Source organism: Gibbsiella quercinecans (assembly GCF_002291425.1).
GTDB classification, from domain to species: domain Bacteria; phylum Pseudomonadota; class Gammaproteobacteria; order Enterobacterales; family Enterobacteriaceae; genus Gibbsiella; species Gibbsiella quercinecans.
The window spans coordinates 2,881,264-2,898,931 of sequence record NZ_CP014136.1; the positions used below are offsets into that span (position 1 = coordinate 2,881,264).

Here is a 17,668-nt window from a genome sequence, read left to right on the forward strand (position 1 = left end):
AAGTCAAGTATAAACAAATGGTTATCTTGATTGTGCGTAATTAGGCTATTTTTTACTTGCCAATTAATGTCCGTTGGACAATTATATAAATGTCTTAAGGACATTAATTGTTGGCAAGATGAGGAACGGCAAATGAGCGCACAACTACAGCTATTTTTGGATTCGGTTCCGGTGGAGGTCATCACCGGCCGGTTTCCCGATGGGGCGGTGTATGCCCGTTTCCACCAGCCGGCGATAACCACGGCCACGCAGATGCGTATTCGCGCCACGGCAATGCGCAGCATGGATGATTTTATGCTGCTAGCGCAGTTGGCGGACGCCGTGCGCCACCGGTTCCTGATTAAAGAAAGCCTGCTTGAACTGCCTTATCTGCCGTATGCCCGCCAGGATCGCCATATGGGCGATGGCGACAGCTTTGCCCTGAAGGTGTTCGGCCAACTGTTGAATACGCTGGCTTTTGATCGTGTGACGGTGCTGGATCCGCACAGCGACGTGGCGGCCGCGGCGGTCAACCGGCTGCATGCCATTACGCAACAGCAGTGCATGCAGCACAGTGCCAGGCTGGCAGGTTTATTGGCGCAACAACGTTTGATGCTCATCGCGCCGGACGCCGGCGCGATGAAAAAAATCCACGCGGTGGCGGCGCATTTTAGCCTGGCGGAATACGGCACCATGACCAAGCATCGCGATGTGTTAACGGGTGAACTCACCGGTTTTGAACTGCTGACGGGGGATGTGCAAGGAAAAGACGTGCTCATTGTTGATGACCTGTGCGATGCCGGCGGCACGTTTATCGGCGCGGCCCAGGTATTGCGGCAGGCCGGCGCCCGCGCCGTCAGCCTGTATGTCACGCACGGCGTGTTTTCCCAGGGCACGGCGCGCCTGCTGGCGCAGGGTATTGATCATATCTATACCACCACCTCTTATGCGGCGGCGGATATCGCCGGGGAACGCGTTGAACTGATTGATATTGAACGTATTTACGCCCACTAAGGAGTTGATGATGTTAACCAATCCAATTTTGGCGATTGACGGCTATAAGGTTTCCCACCGTGAACAGTATCCGCAGGGCACCACGCGGGTGTACTCCAACTTTACGCCACGCAGCGATCGGTTCTTTGCCTCGCCGCAGGCCGATGGAAAACTGGTCTTCTTCGGCCTGCAGGGTTTCCTGCAATGGTTCATGGTGGACTTATTCAACCAACAGTTTTTTGCGCAGCCGGAAGAGAAAGTGGTGGGTGAGTATAAGGCGCTGATGGACAGCTATATTGGCCAGGATCGGGTCTCCGTCGAGCATATTCGCGCCTTGCACCGGCTGGGCTATCTGCCGCTGCATATCAAAGCGCTGGATGAAGGCAGCAAGGTCAGGATGAAAGTGCCGGTGCTTACCATCACCAACACGCGGGATGAGTTCTTTTGGCTGGTTAACTATCTGGAAACGGTGATCTCTGCCGAATTGTGGAAGGCATCGACCAATGCCACCATCGCCCATCACTACCGCAAAATTTGCCAGACGTGGGCGGATCTCACCTGTGATGATATGGCGCACCTTGATTTTCAATGCCACGATTTTTCCTTCCGCGGTATGTCGGGCCTGCATGATGTGGCGCAGTCGGGCGTGGGGCACCTGTTGAGCTTTAAAGGCACCGACAATATCCCCGCCATTTTGTACGCGCAGCAGTATTACCCCACCGCAGGCGATTACTTTGTGGCGGGGAGCATTCCCGCGACGGAACACAGCGTGATGTGTATGGGCGAGCAGGCGACGGAGATCGAGACTTTTCGCCGGCTGATTGAAGATTTATACCCGAACGGCCTGGTGTCGATCGTATCGGATACCTGGGATTACTGGCGGGTTTTGACGGAGTTTACCCGGGAGCTACACGGCAAGATCATGGCGCGCGATGGCCGCGTGGTATTCCGCCCAGACAGCGGCGATCCTTGCGATATTATATGCGGCACTGGTGATGACCGCGATCGTAGCCCGACGCGCAGCGCGCAGGAAAAAGGGTCTGTAGAAGTGTTATGGGAAATCTTTGGCGGTACGGTAAACAGCAAAGGCTACAAGGTGTTGGATCCGCACGTGGGGTTGATTTACGGCGATTCGATCACGCTGGAGCGGGCGCAGGAGATTCTTAGCCGCCTGGCGGCGAAGGGCTTTGCCAGCGCAAACGTGGTGTTTGGCGTAGGTTCCTTTACTTATCAGTATAATACCCGCGATACGTTTGGCTTCGCGATGAAGGCGACCTACGGTGAAGTGAATGGGGTGGGGCGCGCCATCTTCAAACAGCCAAAAACCGATAGCGGTTTAAAACAATCGGCGCGTGGCTTGTTGCGGGTGATACGTGACGAGCAAGGCGAATACCAACTGCGGGATAACCAAAACTGGCAGCAGGAGCAGCAGGGCGAGCTGAAAACCCGTTTCCTCGATGGCAAACTCTACCATCAGGATTCGCTGGCGCAGATCCGCCAGCGCCTTGGCCGCCCGTGCTGATAACCCGCCGCCGCCTACCCAGGGCGCGGCGTTAATTTTCTGCCTCAAACGCCTGGGTTAACTGTTCCAACTGTTCCTGCGCGTCGAGCCAGGTCATCTCCGTTTCTTCCAGCGCGGATTTGGCCTGGCTTTGTTGTTGCAGGCAGTCGGTCAACTCGGCCTTACGGCTGTTGTCGTACAGCGCGGAATCCGCCAGTTTCTCTTCAATCGCTGCCAGATCGGCGCCCAGTTTTTCCATCTGCTGTTCCAGCCTGGCGATCTGTTTGCGCAGCGGCTGGGTTTGGCTACGGAATTCCGCTTCGCGCCGTTTCTGGTCTTTACGCGCCTGAGCGCTGTTGCCGTTATCCTGTTTCGGGGCGGCGTCCTGCTGCGCCTGCTGTTTTTGCAGATCGCTTAGCCATTGCTGGTAGTCTTCCAGATCGCCGCTAAAAGGCTCGACCTGGCCGTCGTGCACCAAATAGAGATCGTCGGTGGTGGAGCGGATCAGGTGACGATCGTGCGAAACCACCACCAGCGCGCCTTCGAAATCGATCAACGCTTCGGTCAGCGCCTGGCGCATGTCCAGATCCAGGTGGTTGGTCGGTTCATCAAGCAGCAGCAGGTTCGGGCGCTGCCAGACGATCAGCGCCAGCACCAAGCGGGCTTTCTCGCCGCCGGAAAAACGCTGCGTCGCTTCGGTGACTTTATCGCCCTGGAAGCCGAAGCCGCCGAGATAATCGCGCAGTTGCTGCTCCAGCACGCGTGGCGCCAGGCGGCTCAGATGCTGCAGCGGCGACTCATCCGCACGCAAAAACTCCAGCTGATGCTGGGCGAAATAACCAAGCTTGATGCCTTTCGCCAGGCCAATTTCGCCGCTCAATGGCGCCAGCGTGCCGGCCAACATTTTGATCAGCGTCGATTTACCGGCGCCGTTGCGGCCCAGCAGGCCGATGCGCGAACCCGGCACCAGGTTCAGCTTGATGGACTGCAGAATGACCTTGTCGCCGTAGCCGGCGCTGACCTTATCCATCCGCAGCAGCGGGTTGGGCAGGCTTTCCGGCTCGCGGAAGCTGAAACTGAACGGGTTATCGATGAGCGCCGGGGCAATCAGCTCCATGCGCTCCAGCATCTTGATGCGGCTCTGGGCCTGCTTGGCCTTGGTCGCCTTGGCGCGGAAACGGTCAATGTAGTGTTGCAGGTGGGCCACTTTTTCCTGTTGGTGCTGATACAGCGACTGCTGCTGCGCCAGCTTGGTGGCACGCTGGCGCTCGAACGAGGAGTAGTTGCCGGTGTATTCGTTCAGCGTTTGCTGCTCGATATGCAGGATTTTATCCACGATCGGATCAAGAAAATCGCGGTCGTGCGAGATCAAAACCAGCGTGCCGGAATAGCTTTTCAGCCAGCGCTCAAGCCAGATGACCGCGTCCAGATCCAGGTGGTTGGTCGGTTCGTCGAGCAGCAGCAGATCGGAACGGCAGATCAACGCCTGTGCCAGGTTGAGGCGCATACGCCAACCGCCGGAAAACGCCCGGACCGGGCTTTGCAGCTGTTCGTTGGAAAAACCGAGGCCGTGCAGCAGGCTGGCCGCGCGCGCCTGAATGGTCCAGGCGCCAATGGCGTCCAGTTTGCCGTGCAGCGTGGCGATGGCGTTGCCATCGTTTTTCTCATTCGCCAACTGCAATTCGGCCTCGAGCTGGCGATATTCGCGATCGCCGTCGATAACATACTCAAGCGCCGGCACGTCGAGCGCGGGCGTTTCCTGGTTAACCCAGGCCAGCGCCCAGTTGCTGGGAAAGGTGTAGCTACCGCCGTCCGCGGCGATTTCACCTTTCAGCAGCGCCAGCAAGGTCGACTTGCCGCAACCGTTTTTGCCCACCAGCCCAACTTTCTGGCCCGGATTAACCGTAGCGGTGGCGTTATCCAGCAAGACGCGGGTGCCGCGTCGGATTTGTAGCGAGGAGAAAACAATCATAAAGCGCCGTAAGTTGAGAGTATGTTAAATTGAGATGGTGTAAACATTGACAGGGCAGATGCTGCCCTATTTTTAGTCTTTGCGCAGCATGGTAACGGAAAACCGCTATCATGACGACGCTTTGGAGGGGGAATGATGTCGCAGCCGCCCAAGGTTTTGCTGCTGTACGCCCATCCGGAATCCCAGGACTCGGTAGCCAACCGGGTTTTGCTGCAACCGGCACAGCAGTTAGAGCATGTCACCGTGCACGATTTGTACGCGCACTACCCAGATTTTTTTATTGATATCCATTTTGAACAACAATTACTGCGCGACCATCAGGTTATTGTTTTCCAACATCCTTTGTATACCTACAGTTGCCCGGCCCTGCTGAAAGAATGGCTGGATCGCGTGTTGTCCCGCGGCTTTGCCAGCGGCGTGGGCGGCGATGCGCTGGCCGGGAAATACTGGCGCTCGGTGATCACCACCGGTGAGCCGGAAGGGGCGTACCGTAGCGGCGGCTATAATCGTTATCCCATGGAGGATGTTCTGCGCCCGTTCGAACTGACGGCGGCCATGTGCCATATGCATTGGCTGACGCCAATCATCGTTTACTGGGCGCGCCGGCTGAAGCCGGACGTGTTGGCCAGCCACGCCAAGGCCTATGGCGACTGGCTGCGTAATCCATTACCGCAGCAAGGAATGCAATAATGGAAGGAAATACCTTACTGACTGCCATCCTGCTGTTTCTGTTCGCGGCCGTCGTGACGGTGCCGATAGCGCGGCGGCTGGGCATTGGGGCGGTGCTCGGCTACCTGATCGCCGGGGTGGCCATTGGTCCGTGGGGGCTGGGGTTCATTCGCGACGTGGCGGAGATCCTACATTTCTCCGAGCTGGGCGTGGTGTTCCTGATGTTCATTATTGGGCTGGAACTGAACCCCGCCAAGCTGTGGGCGCTGCGCCGTTCTATCTTTGGGGTGGGGGCCGGCCAGGTGTTGATTACCGCAGCGTTGCTGGCTGCGCTGCTTTGCCTTTCCCGTTTTTCCTGGCAGGCGGCGGTGATCGGCGGCATCGGCCTGGCGATGTCCTCAACCGCCATGGCGCTGCAATTGATGCGCGAAAAGGGGATGAACCGTAATGAAGGCGGCCAGCTCGGCTTTTCCGTCCTGTTGTTCCAGGATATGGCGGTGATCCCGGCGCTGGCGCTGATCCCGATCCTGGTTGGCGGCGGCACCAGCGATGACTGGCAGAAGATCGCGCTAAAAGTGGCGGCCTTCGCCGGCATGCTGATCGGCGGCCGTTACCTGCTACGCCCGCTGTTCCGTTATATCGCCGCTTCCGGCGTGCGTGAAATCTTTACCGCGGGGGCGCTGCTGGTGGTATTGGGCGCGGCGCTGTTTATGGACGCACTGGGCCTTTCGATGGCGCTGGGCACCTTTATCGCCGGCGTGCTGCTGGCGGAAAGTGAATACCGCCACGAGCTGGAAATCGCCATCGAACCTTTCAAAGGGCTGCTGCTGGGGCTGTTTTTTATCTCGGTGGGGATGGCGCTCAACATGGGCGTGCTTTATACCCATCTGGCCGAGGTATTGATTGGCGTGGTGGTGCTGATCGCGATTAAATCCTGCGTGCTGTACGGGCTGGCGCGGGTGTTTGGGCTGCGTACCTCGGTGCGCCTGCAGTTCGCCGGCGTGCTGAGCCAGGGCGGGGAGTTTGCGTTCGTGCTGTTCTCGGCCGCGGCGACCCAGCATTTGCTGGACGCGGACCAGTTGGCATTGCTGCTGGTGGTGGTTACGCTGTCGATGATTACTACGCCGCTGTTGATGCAGATTATCGACCGTATCCTTGCCCGCCGTTACAACGCCGCCAGTGAAGATGAAGAGATCCCCTATGTGGAAGATGACGATCCGCAGGTGATTATCGTCGGCTTCGGCCGCTTCGGCCAGGTGATCGGGCGCCTGCTGATGGCGAATAAAATGCGCGTCACCGTGCTCGAACGTGATGTCAGCGCGGTTAGCGTGCTGCGGCGCTATGGTTATAAGGTCTATTACGGCGATGCGACCGAATTGGAACTGCTGCGCGCCGCGGGTGCGGAAAAGGCCAAATCGATCGTGATAACCAGTAACGGCCCGGAAGACACGATGGAAATCGTCCACCTGTGCCAGCAGCACTTTCCCCATTTGTCCATCCTGGCGCGCGCGCGTGGCCGCGTAGAGGCGCATGAGCTGTTGCAGGCCGGCGTGGAGCTATTCAGCCGTGAAACCTTCTCCAGTGCGTTGGATCTGGGGCGCAAGGCGCTAATGACGCTGGGCATGCATCCGCACCAGGCATACCGCGCACAGCAGCACTTTCGGCGGCTGGATATGCGCATGCTGCGTGAGCTGATGCCGCCGCATCAGGGGGACGTCGCGCAGATTTCCCGGGTCAAAGAGGCCCGAAGGGAGCTTGATGAGCTGTTCTACCGTGAAATGCAGCAGGAAAAGCGGCAATTTAATGGTTGGGATGAATATGAATAATCAGGAGCGCAACAATGTCTGCAACGCGTAAGCGGTTTATCGCCGGTGCCGTGTGCCCGGCCTGTAACGCGATGGATACCCTGGCGGTCTGGCGCGAGGATCAGGTGGAAGTTGTCGAATGCGTTAAGTGTGGCCACCATCAGCGCCAGCCTGAAGCGCAGGTGGAAAAACACGTGCGGCCGCAGGAACAGGTGATAGGGATTTTCCATCCAGAGTAGCGTTATTTGCCGTGATTTCTTATGCTGAAGGGTACAGCGGTCCAGATTTCCGTTACAATCTGTCCGGTTTAGATTCCAACGGTAGGAGATATCATGAAAGTAGCAAAAGACTTGGTGGTCAGCCTGGCTTACCAAGTACGTACAGAAGACGGTGTTTTGGTTGATGAGTCTCCGGTGAGTGCACCGTTGGACTATCTGCACGGGCATGGTTCTCTGATCGCAGGTCTGGAAAAAGCGCTTGAAGGCCACGATGTTGGCGATCGCTTTGACGTGCATGTCGGCGCTAACGAAGCCTACGGCAACTACGATGAAAACCTGGTGCAGCGCGTACCGAAAGACGTTTTCATGGGCGTTGATGAACTGCAGGTTGGCATGCGCTTCCTGGCTGATACCGATCAGGGCCCGGTTCCGGTTGAAATCACCGAGCTGGACGGCGACCACGTGGTGGTTGACGGCAACCATATGCTGGCAGGCCAGAACCTGAACTTCAACGTGGAAGTCGTGGCAATCCGCGCCGCCACTGAAGAAGAGCTGGAGCACGGCCATGTGCACGGTGAACATGATCACCACCACGAACACGGCGACGGCTGCTGTGGCGGTCATGACCACGATCATGATCACGGTAAGGGCGGTTGCGGCAACGGCGGGTGCGGTTGCCATTAATCCGGCACGCAGGTTGTTTCAAAAGGTCGCTTAAAGCGGCCTTTTTTATCGCGCTTAGTAATGCGGCGGCGGCGTCTCTTCTGATTGCGGTGCAATCATCGAAGGTTGCGTCGCGCGCAGCTTATCCGTCAGCAGGCGCAAATGATCGCGCAGCTTTAATATTTCAAGCTGCTGCTGCACCACGGTTTTGTTCAGTTCTTCGATGGTGACTTCCTGAAAGGCCTGGCGGCTCTCCAGTTCTTCAAGCCGCTGTAGCAGGCTTTGGTTGTCGGCATTGTGCATGATGCGGCCTCTGGGTCGTAAAGCGGAAAACAGGCGCTATGTTAGCAGCTGGCGCGGGCTTTGCGTTGCGCTATTTCACGTTGTCGTTTCAACGCCGTGGTCAGGCCTGGCGCAGTGGTGGCCGTTGCGCCGGGGAAAACCGCAGCGGCGCCCGCCATCGCCATGATAAATGGCCATGGGGGTGATTATTTCTGCGCGTAATAATCAAGAAATATCTGATTTATCATATAGGTAGAAAATCAGACGAAACTTCTTCATGGATGCGTGGTCACATTTTGACTCGATTGGTTACCTGTACGGCTGTTTTGTTGTCTTGTGGGCGGCTATAGTAGCCTGGTTATCTTACTAAATGACGTTTTGGGGCTTTGCTTCAAATACGGGAGAAATGGATGAAATCTTTGTTTAAAGTTACGCTTCTGGCAACCACCATGGCATTTGTGTTGAACGCAACCCAGGCAATGGCGGCCGATGCGGCGAAACCGGCGGACACTTCAGCTTCACCAAGTACCGGTAATTTCAAGAACGATGACGAACAAGCCGCGTACGCACTGGGCGCTTCCCTGGGCCGTTACATGGACAATTCCCTGAAAGAACAGGAAAAACTGGGTATCAAGCTGGATAAGGATCAGTTGATTGCCGGTGTTCAGGACGCGTTCGCCAATAAGAGCAAACTGAACGATGCCGATATCGAAAAAACCCTGCAAGGTTTTGAAGCGCGCGTGAAGGCTTCTGCCCAGGCGAAGATGGAGCAGGACGCGAAAGATAACGAAGCGAAGGGTGCGAAATACCGCGAAGCGTTCGCCAAGGAAAAAGGCGTGAAGAAAACCGCCTCTGGCCTGCTGTATCAGGTAGAAAAACCGGGTGCCGGCGAAGCGCCGAAAGACAGCGATACCGTGGTGGTTAACTACAAGGGTACGCTGACCGACGGTACGGAATTTGATAACTCCTACACCCGCGGTGAACCGCTTTCCTTCCGTCTGGACGGTGTTATCCCAGGCTGGACCGAAGGCCTGAAACACATCAAGAAAGGCGGCAAGCTCAAACTGGTTATCCCACCAGCGCTGGCCTACGGTAAAACTGGCGTTCCTGGCATCCCTGCCAACTCCACGCTGGTGTTCGACGTTGAACTGCTGGACGTGAAGGCCGCGCCGAAAGCCGATGCCAAAGCGGAAAAACCGGCAGGCGAAGCCGCTGAAAGCAGCGCACAATAAGCCCGCCCCTCTGAACGCTGCCCCGGGTTAATGCCTGGGGCAGTTTGCGTTCTGCTGCTCTAGTATCCCCCTGCAACGTTAGCCATGATGCTGACGGATCGCTTGACGCCCTGGGCCCTGTGGGCTTAACGTCAGAACCATGCGCAAATGCAAGGAATTTATGCCGGCAGTTTTGCTAAACTAGCTGTCCGGAATTACATGCCAGGCGCCTGCCCCTTAGGGCGTGTATCTAAAACTGTTCCCGGCCGATATGGCCTGTGGACGCTCGTCGTGCTGTTTCATACTGATGTCAGCCTGTTTACCGCAAAGGGATGCCGCAGCCGGTATTCGCCGTGTAAACGGGGCCTGAACGAGCAGTTTTAGCTGCGCCCCCTGGCACAGGCGATCTAGATTTATGAGGGTGGAATCTTTAATGTCTAATTCGCTTTTATCCAGCGAGGCCAGCGAAATGGATTTGCTGGACGAACGTCCGTTTAGCCAAACGGATCACGAAATTCTTAAGTCGTATGAATCCGTGGTTGATGGTTTGGCGATGCTCATCGGCAGCTACTGTGAAATCGTGCTGCACTCGCTTGAGGATTTGAAATGTTCTGCGGTGCGCATTGCCAATGGCGAACATACCGGGCGCAAGATTGGCTCGCCGATTACCGATTTGGCACTGCGTATGCTGCACGATATGGCCGGGGATGACAGCAGCGTATCCAAAACCTATTTCACGCGCGCCAAGAGTGGCGCCCTGATGAAATCGGTGACGATTGCTATCCGCAACCGCGAGCAGCGCGTGATTGGTTTGTTGTGTATCAACATGAACCTGGACGTACCGTTTTCCCAAGTGATGCAAACCTTCATGCCGCCGCAAACCCAGGAGGAAGTGCCTTCCCCGGTTAACTTTGCCTCTTCGGTCGACGAACTGGTGGCGCAAACGCTGGAGTTCACCATTGAAGAAGTGAATGCCGATCGCAACGTTTCCAACAACGTTAAAAATCGCCAGGTGGTGCTCAACCTGTACGAAAAAGGCATTTTTGATATCAAGGATGCGATCAACCAGGTGGCCGATCGCCTCAATATCTCCAAACATACCGTGTACCTGTACATCCGCCAGTTTAAAAATGGGGATCTGCTGTGAGCTCATCCCCCGTGCTGGACTATTGCCTGATGGTGACCGGTCCGGCATACGGCACGCAGCAGGCCAGCAGCGCCTACCAGTTCGCTCAGGCGTTGCTGGCGAAAGGCCATCGCCTTGGCAGCGTGTTTTTTTATCGGGAAGGGGTGTTGAATGCCAACCAACTGACATCACCCGCCAGCGATGAGTTTGATCTGGTGCGGGCTTGGCAGCAACTGGCGCAGCAGCACGGCATCGCGCTGAACGTTTGTGTGGCGGCGGCGCTGCGCCGCGGCGTGGTCGATGCCGAAGAAGCCGCGCGCCAGGAGCTGCCGGCGTGCAATATGCAGCCGGGCTTTACCCTTAGCGGGCTGGGGGCGCTGGCGGAAGCCGCGCTCAGCTGCGATCGCATGGTGCAGTTTTAATGAGCCGGATGAAACGCGTAGCCTTTGTGTTTACCCACGGCCCGCATGGTTGCAGCGGCGGCAGGGAAGGGCTGGATGCATTGCTTGCCACCTCGGCGTTAAGCGAAGATATCGGCGTATTTTTTATTGGCGATGGCGTATTGCAACTGCTGCCAGGTCAGCAACCGGCAAAGGTGTTGGCGCGCGATTACATCGCCACTTTTGGCGTCCTGCCGCTGTATGACGTGGAGCAGTGTTATCTGTGTGAGGCCTCTTTACAAGAGCGCGGATTGGCGCAGGAAACCCCTTGGGTGCTGGATGCCACTGTGTTGGCGCCGCAGGCATTGCGCCAACGGCTCGCTGGCTACGATGTGGTTATGACCTTTTAGGAGCCCCGATGCTGTTTACCCTAAGCCATTCCCCTACCGAATGCGATCTGCCCGCGTTGCTGCGCCTGGCGCAGCCGGGCGATGCGCTGCTGCTATTGCAGGACGGGGTGTTGGCCGGCCTGGCCGGCAGCGTTCATCTGGCGCAGTTTCAGCAGGCTCCCGTTGTGCTGTTTGCCCTGCAGGCTGATGTGGAAGCACGCGGTTTGTCTGGTTATATTTCACACAGCGTGACGGTCATCGGTTATACTGAGTTCGTTGAGCTGACCGAAAAACACCCGGCTCAAACGGCCTGGTAGGCGCATGATGTTGTATATTTCTTGACACCTTTCCTGGTCAGCCATAAAATTCTGCGTCCTCGTACTTTGCCAGTCGTGCATACGAGGGGATTTATCACATGTTTACGAAGCAAGATACGAAGCAAAAACCAGGAGCTTTTTGAATGGCAACGATTAACCAGCTGGTTCGCAAACCACGCTCTGTGAAGGCTGCTAAAAGCAACGTTCCAGCGCTGGAAGCCTGCCCGCAAAAACGTGGTGTATGTACCCGCGTATATACCACCACCCCGAAAAAACCAAACTCCGCACTGCGTAAAGTTTGCCGTGTGCGTTTGACTAACGGTTTCGAAGTGACTTCCTACATTGGTGGTGAAGGTCACAACCTGCAGGAGCACTCCGTGATCCTGATCCGTGGCGGTCGTGTAAAAGACCTGCCAGGTGTGCGTTACCACACCGTTCGCGGCGCACTTGACTGCTCCGGTGTTAAAGACCGTAAGCAAGCACGTTCCAAGTACGGTGTGAAGAAGCCAAAGGCTTAATGGTTCTCCGTTAAGTAAGGCCAAACATTTTTAACTTTAATGTCAAAATAAACTCGTAGAGTTTTGGACAATCCTGAATTAACAACGGAGTATTTCCATGCCACGTCGTCGCGTCATTGGTCAACGTAAAATTCTGCCGGATCCTAAGTTCGGATCTGAGCTGCTGGCCAAATTTGTAAATATCCTGATGGTAGATGGTAAAAAATCTACTGCTGAAGCAATCGTCTATACCGCGCTGGAGACCCTGGCTCAGCGTTCTGGTAAAGCCGAACTGGAAGCTTTCGAAGTAGCCCTGGACAACGTGCGCCCGACTGTCGAAGTCAAGTCTCGCCGCGTTGGTGGTTCTACTTATCAGGTACCAGTTGAAGTCCGTCCGGTTCGTCGTAATGCCCTGGCAATGCGTTGGATCGTTGATGCTGCTCGTAAACGCGGTGATAAATCCATGGCTCTGCGCCTGGCGAACGAGCTGTCTGACGCAGCAGAGAACAAAGGTTCTGCTGTTAAGAAGCGTGAAGACGTTCACCGTATGGCAGAAGCCAACAAGGCGTTCGCCCACTACCGCTGGTAATAACCACGCAGTAGTTATGCTAACCAAGCGGGCGCTTCAAGAAGCCAGCCCGCTTGGGTTAACTGAACTTGAACGCCCTAGGAATAGAGGAATCAAATGGCTCGTACAACACCCATTGCACGCTACCGTAATATCGGTATCAGTGCGCACATCGACGCCGGTAAGACCACGACTACCGAACGTATCCTGTTCTACACCGGTGTAAACCATAAAATCGGTGAAGTTCATGACGGCGCAGCTACCATGGACTGGATGGAACAGGAGCAGGAGCGTGGTATTACCATCACTTCTGCAGCAACGACTGCTTTCTGGTCTGGTATGGCTAAGCAGTTTGAGCCGCATCGCATCAACATCATCGACACCCCGGGGCACGTTGACTTCACTATCGAAGTAGAACGTTCCATGCGTGTTCTTGATGGCGCGGTAATGGTTTACTGTGCAGTCGGTGGTGTTCAGCCACAGTCTGAAACCGTATGGCGTCAGGCTAACAAATATAAAGTTCCACGTATTGCGTTCGTTAACAAAATGGACCGTATGGGTGCGAACTTCCTGAAAGTTGTAGGCCAGATCAAATCTCGCCTGGGTGCTAACCCTGTTCCTCTGCAGTTGGCTATCGGCGCAGAAGAGCATTTCACCGGTGTTGTCGACCTGGTGAAAATGAAAGCCATCAACTGGAGTGAAGCTGACGCTGGCGTTACCTTCACTTATGAAGAAATTCCTGCTGAACTGCAAGATCTGGCTGACGAATGGCACCAGAACCTGGTTGAGTCCGCAGCAGAAGCTTCTGAAGAGCTGATGGATAAATACCTGGGCGGCGAAGAGCTGACCGAAGAAGAAATCAAGAAAGCGTTGCGTCAGCGTGTGCTGAACAACGAAATCATCCTGGTTACCTGTGGTTCTGCATTTAAGAACAAGGGCGTACAGGCGATGCTGGATGCGGTTATCGAATACCTGCCGGCGCCAACTGACGTTCCTGCAATCAACGGTATCCTGGACGACGGTAAAGACACGCCGGCTGTGCGTCACTCTGATGACAAAGAGCCGTTTGCTGCTCTGGCGTTCAAAATCGCTACCGACCCGTTTGTGGGTAACCTGACGTTCTTCCGCGTGTACTCCGGCGTTGTTAACTCCGGCGACACCGTACTGAACTCTGTGAAATCTCAGCGCGAGCGTTTCGGCCGTATCGTTCAGATGCACGCCAACAAACGTGAAGAGATCAAAGAAGTTCGCGCAGGCGACATCGCTGCGGCTATCGGCCTGAAAGACGTGACCACGGGTGATACCCTGTGCGATCAGAGCTCGCCGATCATCCTGGAGCGTATGGAGTTCCCTGAGCCGGTAATCTCTGTTGCGGTTGAACCGAAAACCAAAGCTGACCAAGAAAAAATGGGTCTGGCTCTGGGGCGTCTGGCAAAAGAAGACCCGTCATTCCGCGTATGGACCGACGAAGAATCTGGCCAGACCATCATCGCAGGTATGGGTGAACTTCACCTGGAAATCCTGGTTGACCGTATGCGTCGTGAATTTAACGTTGAAGCAAACGTGGGTAAACCACAGGTTGCTTATCGCGAAACCATCCGCGACACCGTTAAAGATATCGAAGGTAAACACGCCAAGCAGTCTGGTGGTCGCGGTCAGTACGGTCACGTTGTGATCGACATGTTCCCGCTGGAACCAGGTGGCCCAGGCTATACCTTCACCAACGACATCAAAGGCGGTGTAATCCCTGGTGAATACATCCCTGCGGTTGACAAAGGCATTCAGGAACAGCTGAAGTCCGGCCCTCTGGCTGGCTACCCAGTTGTTGACCTTGGTGTTCGTCTGCACTTTGGTTCATACCATGATGTTGACTCCTCTGAGCTGGCGTTTAAACTGGCCGCATCTATCGCCTTCAAAGATGGCTTTAAGAAAGCGAAACCAGTGCTGCTCGAGCCGGTCATGAAGGTTGAAGTTGAAACCCCAGAAGACTATATGGGTGACGTAATTGGTGACCTGAACCGCCGCCGCGGCATTATCGAAGGTATGGATGATACCGCCACCGGTAAAACCGTTCGCGCTCAGGTACCTTTGTCTGAAATGTTTGGTTATGCAACTGACCTGCGTTCTCAGACCCAGGGCCGTGCTTCATACTCCATGGAGTTCCTGAAGTATGCTGAAGCGCCGAACAACGTCGCTCAGGCCGTTATCGAAGCCCGTGGTAAATAAGCTTTCAAGCTTTCGGGTTTAACACAATGATCCAGTGCTCCCCCCAGCAGGAGGGAGCACAAAAGTAAGGAATAAAGCCGTGTCTAAAGAAAAATTTGAACGTACAAAACCCCACGTTAACGTTGGTACTATCGGTCACGTTGACCACGGTAAAACCACGCTGACCGCTGCTATCACCTCCGTACTGGCTAAAACCTACGGCGGTGCTGCTCGTGCTTTCGATCAGATCGATAACGCACCAGAAGAAAAAGCGCGTGGTATCACCATCAACACCTCTCACGTTGAATACGATACCCCAACTCGCCACTACGCGCACGTTGACTGCCCAGGGCACGCCGACTACGTGAAAAACATGATCACCGGTGCTGCACAGATGGACGGCGCGATCCTGGTAGTTGCTGCGACTGACGGCCCAATGCCGCAGACCCGTGAGCACATCCTGCTGGGTCGCCAGGTTGGCGTTCCTTACATCATCGTGTTCCTGAACAAATGCGACATGGTTGATGACGAAGAGCTGCTGGAACTGGTAGAGATGGAAGTGCGCGAGCTGCTGTCTCAATACGATTTCCCTGGCGACGACACCCCGGTAATCCGTGGTTCCGCACTGAAAGCGCTGGAAGGCGAAGCAGAGTGGGAAGCGAAGGTTATCGAACTGGCAGAAGCGCTGGACAGCTACATCCCAGAACCAGAGCGTGCGATTGACAAGCCGTTCCTGCTGCCAATCGAAGACGTATTCTCCATCTCCGGCCGTGGTACCGTGGTTACCGGTCGTGTAGAACGCGGCGTGATCAAAGTGGGTGAAGAAGTTGAAATCGTGGGTATCAAAGACACCCAGAAATCAACTTGTACCGGCGTTGAAATGTTCCGCAAACTGCTGGACGAAGGCCGTGCTGGTGAGAACGTTGGTGTTCTGCTGCGTGGTATCAAACGTGAAGAAATCGAACGTGGTCAGGTACTGGCGAAACCAGGCTCAATCAAACCACACACCCAGTTCGAATCTGAAGTGTACATTCTGAGCAAAGATGAAGGCGGCCGTCATACTCCGTTCTTCAAAGGCTACCGTCCACAGTTCTACTTCCGTACGACTGACGTGACCGGTACCATCGAACTGCCAGAAGGCGTGGAAATGGTAATGCCAGGCGACAACATCAAAATGGTTGTTACCCTGATCCACCCAATCGCGATGGACGACGGTTTGCGTTTCGCCATCCGTGAAGGCGGCCGTACCGTAGGCGCGGGCGTTGTTGCTAAAGTTATCGCTTAATCGCGAATAATACAGCTTCATAAAAAGGGCACTTCGGTGCCCTTTTTTTATGGGAAATCCGTTAAATCTTAATTGAAATAAAAAGCATTCTTATTTAGAATTAGCTAATTGGTTAAAAAGTGAGTTATCTATGTACGTATGTTTGTGCAATGCCGTGACTGATAATGCCATCCGTAAGGCCGTTCGTCAGCACAATCCCCACACCATGAAACAGTTGCGTGACCTTGTGCCGATTGGCACCGATTGTGGGAAATGCATTCGCCAGGCAAGACAGATTATGATGGAGGAAAACGCCACCGTTATTCATATGCATAAAGTTGCCTAACAAAAGTAAGGTTATTTTTTGACTCTTGGCTTACAGCTTCTACACTTTTAGAACTGTGTCAGGAGGGATAACCTATGAAAGGCGATAAAAAACTCATTGCACACCTCAATAAACTGCTCGGTAACGAGCTGGTTGCCATCAATCAATATTTCCTGCATGCCCGAATGTTTAAAAACTGGGGGCTTTTGCGCTTAAACGATAAGGAATATCACGAGTCCATCGACGAGATGAAGCACGCCGATCGCTATATTGAACGCATTCTGTTTCTGGAAGGGCTGCCGAACCTGCAGGATCTTGGCAAGTTAAATATTGGTGAAGATGTCGAGGAAATGCTGAAGTCTGATCTGTTGCTGGAATTGGATGGTGCGAAGGCTCTGCGCGAAGGTATCGCCTATGCTGATTCCATTCATGACTACGTTAGCCGCGATTTGATGCTGGATATTCTGGCCGATGAAGAAGAGCACATCGACTGGCTGGAAACCGAGTTGGATTTGATCCAGCGCTTGGGTATCCAAAACTATGCACAAGCCCAAGTACTGGAACGCAAAGATTAGTTTTCACCCGCTTTGAGCCCCCGCCGCTTTTATCAGGAAGGGGGCTATGCCTATCTCCGCACTACGCCAACTCGCCGCCTTCAATTCCCTCTCTGCTTTCTGCCAGGCCGTGCCGGCCAGGGAGAAGAGGGGATAACCGTTAACTTAGCGATATTTTGCGCATATTTTCAACTGCGGCTTGCTTCCACGCTCATTTTGCGTATAATGCGCGGGCTTACCTAATCTTGGTAAGCCTGATTTTAGCGAATCAGTCGATTGGCAGGCACTTTCTGCTTTTCGAACAATACTCCCGATATGGGGGTTATATGTTGACGATTACACTCCCCCATCAATCGAAATGGGTGTGAGGAGTAATTATTTACGTTTATAAAATAATTGGAGCTCTGGTCTCATGCAGAACCAAAGAATCCGTATCCGCCTGAAAGCGTTTGATCATCGTCTGATCGATCAATCAACTGCGGAAATCGTCGAGACTGCTAAGCGCACTGGTGCGCAAGTCCGTGGTCCGATCCCGCTGCCGACCCGCAAAGAGCGCTTTACCGTTCTGATCTCTCCGCACGTCAACAAAGATGCGCGCGATCAGTACGAAATCCGCACTCACAAGCGTCTGGTTGACATCGTTGAGCCAACCGAGAAAACCGTTGATGCTCTGATGCGTCTGGATCTGGCTGCCGGTGTAGACGTGCAGATCAGCCTGGGTTAATCAGGTCATTGAGCGATTGAGAGGTT

General features: G+C 54.8%; 21 protein-coding genes. 19 read left to right on the forward strand and 2 right to left on the reverse strand.

The features are described 5' to 3' along the window. Window positions 1-132: 132 nt before the first annotated feature. Together prs and ACN28Q_RS13320 are read left to right on the forward strand one after the other, a co-directional pair. Entirely contained in the window at window positions 133-993 is an 861-nt protein-coding gene (prs, locus tag ACN28Q_RS13315; protein WP_095846784.1) for a ribose-phosphate diphosphokinase, read from the forward strand. A 10-nt stretch (window positions 994-1,003) separates the two neighbouring features. Further along, the gene (locus ACN28Q_RS13320) at window positions 1,004-2,494 is read left to right on the forward strand and encodes a nicotinate phosphoribosyltransferase (protein ID WP_095846785.1); all 1,491 of its coding nucleotides are present in this window, start codon (window positions 1,004-1,006) and stop codon (window positions 2,492-2,494) included. Window positions 2,495-2,525: 31 nt separating this feature from the next. Here the strand turns inward: ACN28Q_RS13320 and ACN28Q_RS13325 are convergent, their stop codons facing one another. Further along, complete coding sequence (locus ACN28Q_RS13325; protein WP_095846786.1) at window positions 2,526-4,445, reverse strand: ABC transporter ATP-binding protein; 1,920 nt, start codon at window positions 4,443-4,445, stop codon at window positions 2,526-2,528. 135 nt (window positions 4,446-4,580) lie between these two features. On the opposite strand from ACN28Q_RS13325, the gene kefG reads away from it, so the two are divergent. The 4 genes from kefG (at window position 4,581) to slyD (ending at window position 7,821) form a co-directional block, all read left to right on the forward strand. After that, window positions 4,581-5,135 (forward strand): glutathione-regulated potassium-efflux system ancillary protein KefG, encoded by a 555-nt coding sequence (gene kefG / locus ACN28Q_RS13330; protein ID WP_165907091.1) that lies wholly within the window; start codon window positions 4,581-4,583, stop codon window positions 5,133-5,135. Next, a complete protein-coding gene (gene kefB, locus ACN28Q_RS13335; protein ID WP_095846788.1) occupies window positions 5,135-6,940 on the forward strand; it encodes a glutathione-regulated potassium-efflux system protein KefB in 1,806 nt (601 codons plus the stop codon). Before kefG ends, kefB begins: the two co-directional genes overlap by 1 nt. A gap of 14 nt (window positions 6,941-6,954) precedes the next feature. Continuing rightward, window positions 6,955-7,158 carry a YheV family putative zinc ribbon protein gene (locus ACN28Q_RS13340; protein WP_095846789.1) on the forward strand — a complete coding sequence of 68 codons (204 nt, stop codon included), beginning with the start codon at window positions 6,955-6,957 and terminating at the stop codon, window positions 7,156-7,158. 93 nt (window positions 7,159-7,251) lie between these two features. Next, complete coding sequence (slyD, locus tag ACN28Q_RS13345) at window positions 7,252-7,821, forward strand: peptidylprolyl isomerase (protein WP_095846790.1); 570 nt, start codon at window positions 7,252-7,254, stop codon at window positions 7,819-7,821. A gap of 54 nt (window positions 7,822-7,875) precedes the next feature. Here the strand turns inward: slyD and ACN28Q_RS13350 are convergent, their stop codons facing one another. Next, window positions 7,876-8,103, reverse strand: a complete 228-nt coding sequence (locus ACN28Q_RS13350; protein WP_095846791.1) for a protein SlyX — start codon at window positions 8,101-8,103, stop codon at window positions 7,876-7,878. 38 nt (window positions 8,104-8,141) lie between these two features. Between ACN28Q_RS13350 and ACN28Q_RS13355 the strand changes: the two genes are divergently transcribed. The 13 genes from ACN28Q_RS13355 to rpsJ all read left to right on the forward strand — a co-directional run bounded on the left by ACN28Q_RS13355 (window position 8,142) and on the right by rpsJ (window position 17,642). Continuing rightward, entirely contained in the window at window positions 8,142-8,288 is a 147-nt protein-coding gene (locus tag ACN28Q_RS13355; RefSeq protein ID WP_165907086.1) for a hypothetical protein, read from the forward strand. Window positions 8,289-8,492: 204 nt separating this feature from the next. Then, complete coding sequence (gene fkpA / locus ACN28Q_RS13360; RefSeq protein WP_095846792.1) at window positions 8,493-9,314, forward strand: FKBP-type peptidyl-prolyl cis-trans isomerase; 822 nt, start codon at window positions 8,493-8,495, stop codon at window positions 9,312-9,314. A gap of 412 nt (window positions 9,315-9,726) precedes the next feature. Beyond that, window positions 9,727-10,440, forward strand: a complete 714-nt coding sequence (locus tag ACN28Q_RS13365) for a helix-turn-helix transcriptional regulator (protein WP_165907087.1) — start codon at window positions 9,727-9,729, stop codon at window positions 10,438-10,440. Window positions 10,441-10,469: 29 nt separating this feature from the next. Beyond that, window positions 10,470-10,841 carry a sulfurtransferase complex subunit TusD gene (gene tusD / locus ACN28Q_RS13370; RefSeq protein WP_095849029.1) on the forward strand — a complete coding sequence of 124 codons (372 nt, stop codon included), beginning with the start codon at window positions 10,470-10,472 and terminating at the stop codon, window positions 10,839-10,841. An 8-nt stretch (window positions 10,842-10,849) separates the two neighbouring features. Then, window positions 10,850-11,209 (forward strand): sulfurtransferase complex subunit TusC, encoded by a 360-nt coding sequence (gene tusC / locus ACN28Q_RS13375; RefSeq protein ID WP_165907088.1) that lies wholly within the window; start codon window positions 10,850-10,852, stop codon window positions 11,207-11,209. A gap of 8 nt (window positions 11,210-11,217) precedes the next feature. Next, window positions 11,218-11,505 carry a sulfurtransferase complex subunit TusB gene (gene tusB, locus ACN28Q_RS13380; protein ID WP_095846794.1) on the forward strand — a complete coding sequence of 96 codons (288 nt, stop codon included), beginning with the start codon at window positions 11,218-11,220 and terminating at the stop codon, window positions 11,503-11,505. Between the two features lie 143 nt (window positions 11,506-11,648). Next, window positions 11,649-12,023, forward strand: a complete 375-nt coding sequence (gene rpsL, locus ACN28Q_RS13385; protein WP_004930426.1) for a 30S ribosomal protein S12 — start codon at window positions 11,649-11,651, stop codon at window positions 12,021-12,023. A 97-nt stretch (window positions 12,024-12,120) separates the two neighbouring features. After that, window positions 12,121-12,591, forward strand: a complete 471-nt coding sequence (rpsG, locus tag ACN28Q_RS13390) for a 30S ribosomal protein S7 (protein ID WP_095846795.1) — start codon at window positions 12,121-12,123, stop codon at window positions 12,589-12,591. A 96-nt stretch (window positions 12,592-12,687) separates the two neighbouring features. After that, window positions 12,688-14,796 carry an elongation factor G gene (gene fusA / locus ACN28Q_RS13395; RefSeq protein WP_095846796.1) on the forward strand — a complete coding sequence of 703 codons (2,109 nt, stop codon included), beginning with the start codon at window positions 12,688-12,690 and terminating at the stop codon, window positions 14,794-14,796. Window positions 14,797-14,875: 79 nt separating this feature from the next. Next, window positions 14,876-16,060, forward strand: coding sequence for an elongation factor Tu (tuf, locus tag ACN28Q_RS13400; protein ID WP_095846273.1), 1,185 nt, complete (start codon window positions 14,876-14,878; stop codon window positions 16,058-16,060). Window positions 16,061-16,190: 130 nt separating this feature from the next. Further along, the gene (gene bfd, locus ACN28Q_RS13405; RefSeq protein ID WP_095846797.1) at window positions 16,191-16,385 is read left to right on the forward strand and encodes a bacterioferritin-associated ferredoxin; all 195 of its coding nucleotides are present in this window, start codon (window positions 16,191-16,193) and stop codon (window positions 16,383-16,385) included. A 74-nt stretch (window positions 16,386-16,459) separates the two neighbouring features. After that, window positions 16,460-16,939, forward strand: a complete 480-nt coding sequence (gene bfr / locus ACN28Q_RS13410) for a bacterioferritin (protein ID WP_095846798.1) — start codon at window positions 16,460-16,462, stop codon at window positions 16,937-16,939. A gap of 391 nt (window positions 16,940-17,330) precedes the next feature. Next, the gene (gene rpsJ / locus ACN28Q_RS13415) at window positions 17,331-17,642 is read left to right on the forward strand and encodes a 30S ribosomal protein S10 (RefSeq protein ID WP_001181005.1); all 312 of its coding nucleotides are present in this window, start codon (window positions 17,331-17,333) and stop codon (window positions 17,640-17,642) included. Window positions 17,643-17,668: the final 26 nt, after the last annotated feature.